Source organism: Mangrovicoccus algicola, from assembly GCF_014903745.1.
Classification (GTDB): Bacteria; Pseudomonadota; Alphaproteobacteria; order Rhodobacterales; family Rhodobacteraceae; genus Mangrovicoccus; species Mangrovicoccus algicola.
Window position 1 is genome coordinate 1 of record NZ_JACVXA010000109.1, and the last position, 7,403, is coordinate 7,403.

The 7,403-nt window shown below is 68.9% G+C and carries 7 protein-coding genes; 2 read left to right on the top strand and 5 right to left on the bottom strand.

Annotation, left to right across the window (positions count from 1 at the left end; genetic code table 11):
* From ICN82_RS20515 to ICN82_RS20535, 5 genes are all read right to left on the bottom strand, one after another.
* The coding region (locus ICN82_RS20515; protein WP_330999043.1) for a metallophosphoesterase at positions 1 to 1,178 on the bottom strand (1,178 nt) is incomplete at its 3' end.
* A gap of 145 nt (positions 1,179 to 1,323) precedes the next feature.
* The gene (locus ICN82_RS20520) at positions 1,324 to 1,791 is read right to left on the bottom strand and encodes a MarR family winged helix-turn-helix transcriptional regulator (RefSeq protein WP_193187031.1); all 468 of its coding nucleotides are present in this window, start codon (positions 1,789 to 1,791) and stop codon (positions 1,324 to 1,326) included.
* A 66-nt stretch (positions 1,792 to 1,857) separates the two neighbouring features.
* Complete coding sequence (locus ICN82_RS20525) at positions 1,858 to 3,201, bottom strand: TRAP transporter large permease (protein ID WP_193187034.1); 1,344 nt, start codon at positions 3,199 to 3,201, stop codon at positions 1,858 to 1,860.
* A gap of 3 nt (positions 3,202 to 3,204) precedes the next feature.
* The gene (locus ICN82_RS20530; RefSeq protein WP_193187037.1) at positions 3,205 to 3,708 is read right to left on the bottom strand and encodes a TRAP transporter small permease subunit; all 504 of its coding nucleotides are present in this window, start codon (positions 3,706 to 3,708) and stop codon (positions 3,205 to 3,207) included.
* A gap of 72 nt (positions 3,709 to 3,780) precedes the next feature.
* A complete protein-coding gene (locus tag ICN82_RS20535; protein WP_193187040.1) occupies positions 3,781 to 4,821 on the bottom strand; it encodes a TRAP transporter substrate-binding protein in 1,041 nt (346 codons plus the stop codon).
* Positions 4,822 to 5,440: 619 nt separating this feature from the next.
* On the opposite strand from ICN82_RS20535, the gene ICN82_RS20540 reads away from it, so the two are divergent.
* Both ICN82_RS20540 and ICN82_RS20545 read left to right on the top strand, forming a co-directional pair.
* Positions 5,441 to 6,592 carry an amidase gene (locus ICN82_RS20540; RefSeq protein WP_193187043.1) on the top strand — a complete coding sequence of 384 codons (1,152 nt, stop codon included), beginning with the start codon at positions 5,441 to 5,443 and terminating at the stop codon, positions 6,590 to 6,592.
* A partial coding sequence (locus ICN82_RS20545; protein ID WP_193187046.1) for an acyl-CoA dehydrogenase family protein occupies positions 6,589 to 7,403 on the top strand: 815 nt, incomplete at its 3' end. The genes ICN82_RS20540 and ICN82_RS20545, both read left to right, overlap by 4 nt.

Genomic DNA, 7,403 nt, shown 5'->3' on the forward strand with positions numbered 1-7,403 from the left:
ACCGGCCGGCCCGGCCCGGCGCCGCGGGCGGCCAGGTCGGCGGCCGGCCGGGAGACGGGGTCCGGCCGCAGGGTGATGACGGTCAGTTCCGCCGGGCGTCCCAGCCGCAGCGCGAAGCCGATCCACAGCGCCGTGCCGTTATTGACATAGAGCTGCGAGGTCCCGATGCGGTAGAGCCCGGAGACGAAGCCGTCATTGAACCGCGCCACGATCCGGTCCAGCCCGCGCACCATCCCGCCATGGGTATGTCCCGAAAGCTGAAGATCCGCCCCTGCCGCCGCATTGGCGCGGGCATTGCCGGGACGGTGATCCATCAGGATCACGGGCACCCCGGCGGGCGCGCCGCTCAGCGCGGCGGCCACATCCGGCCCCGGCAGCCCGGCGCGCAGCGCCTGGGCATCGGGCACCCCGGCAATGACCAGCCGGGCGCCGCCGCGCTCCAGCACGACATGATCATTGGCCAGTTCCCGCATCCCCAGCGTCGCGTAATGCGCCATCCACGCATCATGCCCGAAATAGTATTCGTGATTGCCCGAGGTCACGAACACCCCGTATCGCGCCTCCAGCCCTGCCAGCGGCGCGACCGCGTCCTTGCGGTCGGGGATCGTTCCGTCGATCAGGTCGCCCGTCACCAGGATCAGGTCCGCCCGCTGGGCCATGGCGGCGGCCACCAGCCGTTCGGTCCAGGGGCGCTGGAACATCCGGCTGACATGCAGGTCGGTCAGATGCAGCAGGCGGACCCCGTCGAAGGCCGGATCCAGCCCCGGCAGCGCGATCTCCACCTGCTTCACCGGCGGCACGCGGATCGCCTGTCCGACCCCCCAGGCGGCGATGGCCAGCGCCAGGGCCCCGGCCCCGATGCGCAGCGTCGCGGGGGCCGGGCTCCATTGCCAGCGCAGGGCCGAGACAAGCAGGCTGCCCAGGTCCAGCACCAAGGCCAGCACCGCGCCGATCAGGATGGCGCCGTAGAGCCAGTTGACGGCGATGGCCAGCAGCCGCGGCACCTCGGGCGACATCATGCTGCCCCAGATCCAGATGGTGAAAAGCCGGTGCTGCGACACCAGCAGGACCAGCAGGGCCAGGCCCAGCAGGGCCGGCAGCGGCAGCCGCATCGGCCACAGGAGCCGCGCCACGAGATAAAGGCCGGGCAGGACGGAAACGATCTGGAACAGGGGCACGGAACACCTTCGGCAGGAGGAGGACGATCCGGCGGATCTATCCCGTCCCGCTACCCGGTGCGCGGGGAAAATCCCGCATGCCGCGATGAGCTGCATTCATGAAACCGTGAGCTGCCCTGCCCGGCCCCTGCCCGGTGCGCCCGGCTCAGCGCAGGGCGGTGAGGTTGTTGAACACCTTCTCCAGGATCAGGTTGGCCACCATCTGCTCCTCGCGCGACAGCCCGCGGAAGGCATGGTCGAACACCTCGTCGGCGATGGCGCGGGCGCGGCGGCGCATGTCATGGCCCGCGGGCGTCAGGCTGACCTCGCTGACGCGGCCGTCGCTGGCGCGCGATCCGGTCACGACCAGCCCCTGCGCCGTCATCCGCTGGATGATCTTGGTCGCGGTGTTCGGCTTGATGATGCAGAAGGTCGAGATCTCGGAGATCGACAGCGCCGTATCCTCGTAAAGCGACATCAGCACCCGCCAATAGGCGATGTCCATGTCGGCCGCCTTCAGCCGCGTCTCCATCACCTGCATGTAGCGCGAGGAGGTCTGGGTGATCCAGTAGAAGGGCCAGTCGGCCTTGTGGAAACCGGCCTCGTGCGGCGGCAGGGGATGGGTGTCTGTCATGGTCGCTCCCGGTGATCGCGTGAGGAGGTTCTAGCGCCGGGAGGCCCGGCGCAAAAGGGCCGCCGCTCAGCGCTGCAGCGAAGGCAGCCACAGCGCCATGGACGGGAAGGCCGCCACCAGCGCCAGCGTGACCAGCTGCAGCAGCACGAAGGGCAGAACCCCGGCATAGATTTCCGAGATCGAGGCGCCCGGCACCGAGGAGCGCAGGTAGAACAGCGCCATCCCCACGGGCGGCGTCAGGAACGAGGTCTGCAGCACCAGCGCCAGCAGGATCGCCACCCAGACCGGGTCGAAGCCGAAGCCGGTCAGCACCGGCATCACCAGCGGCGCCACGATCAGCACGATTTCCATCCAGTCGAGGAAGAAGCCCAGCAGGAACACCACGCCGATCACGAAGGCCAGCACCCCGTAGGGCCCGAAGGGCAGCCCCTGAAGCGCCGCGGCGATCACCTCGTCCCCGCCATAGCCGCGCAGCACCACCGAGAAGCAGGAGGCGCCGAAGATCAGCATGTAGAGGAACGCGGTCGTGCGCGCCGCGAGGTAGCAGACCTCGCGCAGCCCCGCCCAGTCGAGCCGCCGGTTGGCCAGCGCCAGCGCCGTCGCCCCGGCCGCGCCGATCCCCGAGGCCTCGGTCGGCGAGGCGATCCCGGCCACGATGGATCCCAGAACCGCCAGCACCAGCGCCAAGGGCGCCAAGAGCGCGGAAAGGAAATCTCGCAGCATCGCGCCGCGGCCGCGCCCGTCGGGGACCCGGCGATAGGCGGGCATCGCGCCGGGCACCAGCAGCGCCGAGACCACGATGAAGGCGGCGAAGGCCAGCGCCAGCGCGCTGCCCGGCAGGATCGCCCCCATGAAGAGGTCGCCCACCGGGATGCGCAGCTGGTCGCCCATCACCACGAGCATGATGGAGGGCGGGATCAGGATGCCGAGACAGCCGGTCGCGCCGACCGTGCCGAGGCTGAGCCTGCGCGAATACCCCGCCTCGAACATGGTCGGCACCGCGATCGTGGCCAGCAGCACGACCGAGGCGCCGATGATCCCGGTGGAGGCGGCCAGGACCACGCCGATCAGCACGACCGCGATGGCCAGCCCGCCGGGCGCCGGTCCCAGCACCGCGCGCATCGCCTTCAGCAGCCGCTCGGCGATTCCCGAGCGGTCCAGCATGAAGCCCATGAAGATGAACATCGACATCGGGATCAGCGAATAGCTGGAGATCGTGTCGAAGACCCGGTTGGCGACGAAGCCGATCATCCGCAGCTCGGCCATGTCGGCGATGTTCAGAGGCGACAGGAGGCTGCCCATCGCGGCGAAGAGGACGCCGACGCCGCCCAGCACGAAGGCGACCGGAAAGCCCGAGAACAGGATCACCATGAAGGCCGAGAAGAAGAGGAAGATGAAGAGCGCATCCATCGCTCACGCCTCCCGCCGCAGGAGCGTGCCGAGCGCCCGGGCCAGGAGGCTCAGCCCCTGCAGCGCCAGCAGGCTCAGCCCCGCCGCCATCACCCCCTTGATCACGTAGCGCGCGGGCAGGCCCGAGGGCATGGGCGAGCCCTCCTTCAGCGCCCAGGAATAGCCGAAGATCGTCCAGCCGTGCCAGCACAGCAGCCCGATGAAGGGGAAGAACAGGAAGACCAGCCCCGCCGCCTCCACCGCCGCCCTGCCCCGCGGCGACAGGCGCGCATGGATCATGTCGACCCGCACGTGATCCTCGCAGCGATAGGCCCAGGCCAGCGCCAGCATGACCGCGACGGCATTGAGGTGCCATTGCAGTTCCTCCAGCTCGATCATGCCGATATCGAAGACATAGCGCAGGACGACATTGACGAAGATGGTCAGCATCAAGAGAGGCAGGGCGAGGGCGCCGGCCTTGCCGGCGGCTTCGCACAGCCGGTCGATGGCGCGCAGGGCGGTGGTCATGGGGAAACTCCTGTCGGACGGAACCGGGCGGAAGCGGGCGGAAGCGGGCGGGGCCTGCCCCGCCCGCGCGTCTCATTCCTTGTGGTCGGTCCAGTCCTTGACCGAGGCGCGATAAGCCTCAAGCGACGCCCAGGTGCGGGCGAAATCCTCGTCCTTCTCGGATTGCTCGGCCATGACCTCGGCCGTCGCCTCCTCGAAGGCGGCCAGCACCTCCGGCGGGAAGCTGCGGATCTCGGTGCCCGCCTCGACGAATTGCTGCACCGCCTCCGCATTGGGAACCGAGGTCGAGGTGATCGACCAGATATGGGTCTCGCGGCAGGTATCCTCGATCAGCCCCTGCTGCGCCGGGGTCATGGCGTCCCATTTGCGCTTGTTGACGATCAGCTCGTTGATCGCCGCGGGCTGGTGCCAGCCGGGGAGATAATAGTAATCCGCCACCCGCTCGAAGCCCATGGCGGCGTCGATGGCGGGCATCGAGAATTCGGTGCCGTCGATGACGCCGCGTTCCAGGTTGGGATAGATGTCGCCGCCCGCCAGCAGAACGACCGAGGCGCCCATCTTCGCCATGACCTCACCCGCCAGCCCGGCAAAGCGGATCTTCTTGCCCTGAAGGCTGTCGACGCTGTCGATCGGGAAAGTGTACCAGCCGCCGGCCTCGGCATCCATCAGCCCGCAGGGCACGCTGACCACGCCCTGTTCGGCATAGATCTCGCGCCAGATGTCCAGCCCGCCGCCATTGTAGAGCCAGCCCAGATAGTCCATCGCATCCGGGCCGAAAGGCACGCCGCCGAAAAGCTGCACCGCCGGGAAGCGGCCCGCGACATAGAGCGGCGAGGTATAGCCCGCATCCAGCGTGCCCTGCTGCACCGCGTCGAAGATCTGCAGCGCCGGGACCAGCTTGCCCGCGTCATAGAGCTTGACCGCGATCTGGCCGCCGGAGATCTCGTTGATCCGCTCGGCGAAATGCTGGGCGTTCTGGCCCGAGGCGGGCAGGGTCAGCGGCCAGGCGGATTGCAGGTCCATGCGGACCTCCTGGGCGGCCGCAGTGCCGCAAAGCGAAAGCAGGGCCAGCGCCGAGACCGTCAGCGCGCGAAATTTTATAGGAATATTCATGTAGTTTCTCTCTGCCGGAACTCTGGATTTCAAAGCAGCTGGCCTGCTTTTTTCTGGATGGCGTCCCGATATTCCCTAGCCACGCCCCGGGCACAGCGCATGGGATTCTGTCCTCCGGGACGGCGGAAAACACGGGATGCTGAAAAATAGTGCGTGAAATTTCAGGCTCTGATCGAAGCTGCACCTGAAATAGATGAATTTTCCCAAAACAACCCACGGCGCGGGAGCATTTCGCGACCCGCTGCGGAAACGCACCTCTGGCGGCCGGATTTTTCTGACGAATCGTACCTAGTTACGCCAAAATCAGGAAAATCCTGACGGGTTTCGACCCTGACTGGCCCGGCGCAGCCATGCGCAGACTGCCCGGTAACGCTGCCCGACAGCCCCGCGATTGCGAAACCGCAGCCGCTTCAAAAACTGCGTGAATTTTCATCATTAAGGAACAGGCGCCTGAAAAGACTGCTCTCCTGCTGCGGACAAGGCCTCCTGGTTTCTCTGCGCCGGGCCGAAAATGCGATCGCCGGAAACGGGGCGATTGCTTGGTCGAATCCGTTACCGTAATTTTCACCTATCAACTGAAAGCCATGCCCGGCCCCGCCGCGGCGGGAAAGGAGGCAGGATGAGCGAGCCGAGCACGGGACAGGTGGTGACACGCCAGCTCGATCTGGGCACCGGCGGCGCGGATGCGGCCCTGCGCGTCCTCGTCAAGGAATGTCTCGGCATCGAGGGGATCGCCACGCGCTGCGGCTCTGCCGCCTTCGCCGATGCCCCGCCCGAAACCGGCCACAGCGCCATCGTGGAAAGGCTGATCGCGGCAGGCGCGCGGATCACCGGCACCGTCACCATGCACGAACTGGCCTTCGGCGTGAGCGGGGTCAACGCCTTTGCCGGGACCGCCGTCAACCCGCGCTGGCCCGACCGCATTCCCGGCGGCTCCTCCTCCGGATCGGCTGCCGCCGTCGCGGCGGGCCTGTGCGATTTTTCGATCGGCACCGATACCGGCGGCTCGGTGCGCCAGCCGGCCTGCTGCTGCGGGGTCTACGGGCTGAAACCGACCCTCGGCGCGATCGACCGCCGCGGCGCGATCCCGCGGGGCTCGTCGCTCGACGTGATCGGCCCCTTCGCCGCCAGCCCGGCGATGCTGACCCGCGCCGCGGCGATGATGATCCCGGGCTTCGCCCCCGCGACCGTGGACGCCCCGCGGCTGGCGCGGATTGCGGTGGATGCCGATGACGAGGTCGCCGCCGCGCTCGATGCCGCGCTGGCGCCCTTCGATCCGCCGGTGATCGCCCTGCCCTCCTTCGAGGCGGCGCAGCTGGCGGGGCTGACCATCATCAATGCCGAACTGGCGGGCGAATTCGGCCAGCTGGCCCGGTCGGATGCCGCGCTGGGGCCGGATGTGCGGGCGCGCCTGCTGGCGGCGCTGGAGGTCACGCCTGACCAGGTCGCCGAGGCCGAGACGGTGCGCGCGCGCTTCGCCGCCGAGGTCGATGCCGCGCTGGAAGGGGTCGATGCGCTGGTTCTGCCGACCATGCCCTGCGTGCCGCCGACCCTGGCAGAGGCGGCCGATCCTGCCGCGCTGATCCCGCTGACCCGTCTGGTGCGGCCCTTCAATCTCAGCGGCCATCCGGCCCTGACCATTCCCCTGACAACCGATGGCGGACTGCCCGCGGGGCTGCAGCTGGTGGCGCGCAAGGGCGCCGAGGCGGTGCTCTGCGCGCTGGCCGAAAGCCTAGCCCTGACCGCCCCGCAGCCGGAGTTTGCCGCATGACCCGTCCCGAACCCGACCTGACCCGGGAGGCGCGGCTGGCCGCGCTCTGTGCGGATCTGCGCGCGCGCCGCGCCGAATTCGACCTCCTGCGCCACATTCCCGCCGATATCGTCGACCGGTTCCGCGATCTCGGCATCTACCGCGCCTTCGTGCCGAAACGGCTGGGCGGCGACGCGATCACGCCCATGGCCTTTCTCGAACTGATCGAGACGATCTCGGCCGCCGACCCTTCGGCGGGCTGGGTGGCGTCCTTCGGGGTGTCCTCGACCTATCTCGCCGCGCTGCCCCCGGCGACCTTCGACGCGATCTACGGCGCCAATCCCGACACCGTCTTCGCCGGCGGGCTGTTCCCGCCGCAGCCCGCGCAGCGTGTCGCGGGCGGCATCGAGGTCACCGGCCGCTGGTCCTGGTGCTCGGGCTCGATGGGTGCCGACCTTCTGGGCGGCGGCATCAAGGTGGAGGGCGACGACACGCCCCTGCCCCGCACCGCCGTCATGCCCAGGGACAAGGTGACGATCGACGAGACCTGGCACACGATCGGTCTGAAGGGCACGGGCAGTCACGACCTTGTCGCCGACCGGGTCGTGGTGCCCGAGGACTGGACCTTCATCCGCGGCTCGAAATCGGCGATGGAGGACCCGGTCTTCCGCTATCCGGCGATGGCGCTGGCGGCGCAGGTCCTGGCGGTGGTTGCGCTCGGCGCGGCGCGCGAGGCGCTCGATGTCATCCGCAGCGAGGCGGCCGGGCGGGCCTCGATCACCGGCGCCCCCGGCCCCGGCGCGCGCCCCAACGTGCAGGCCGCGCTGGCGCG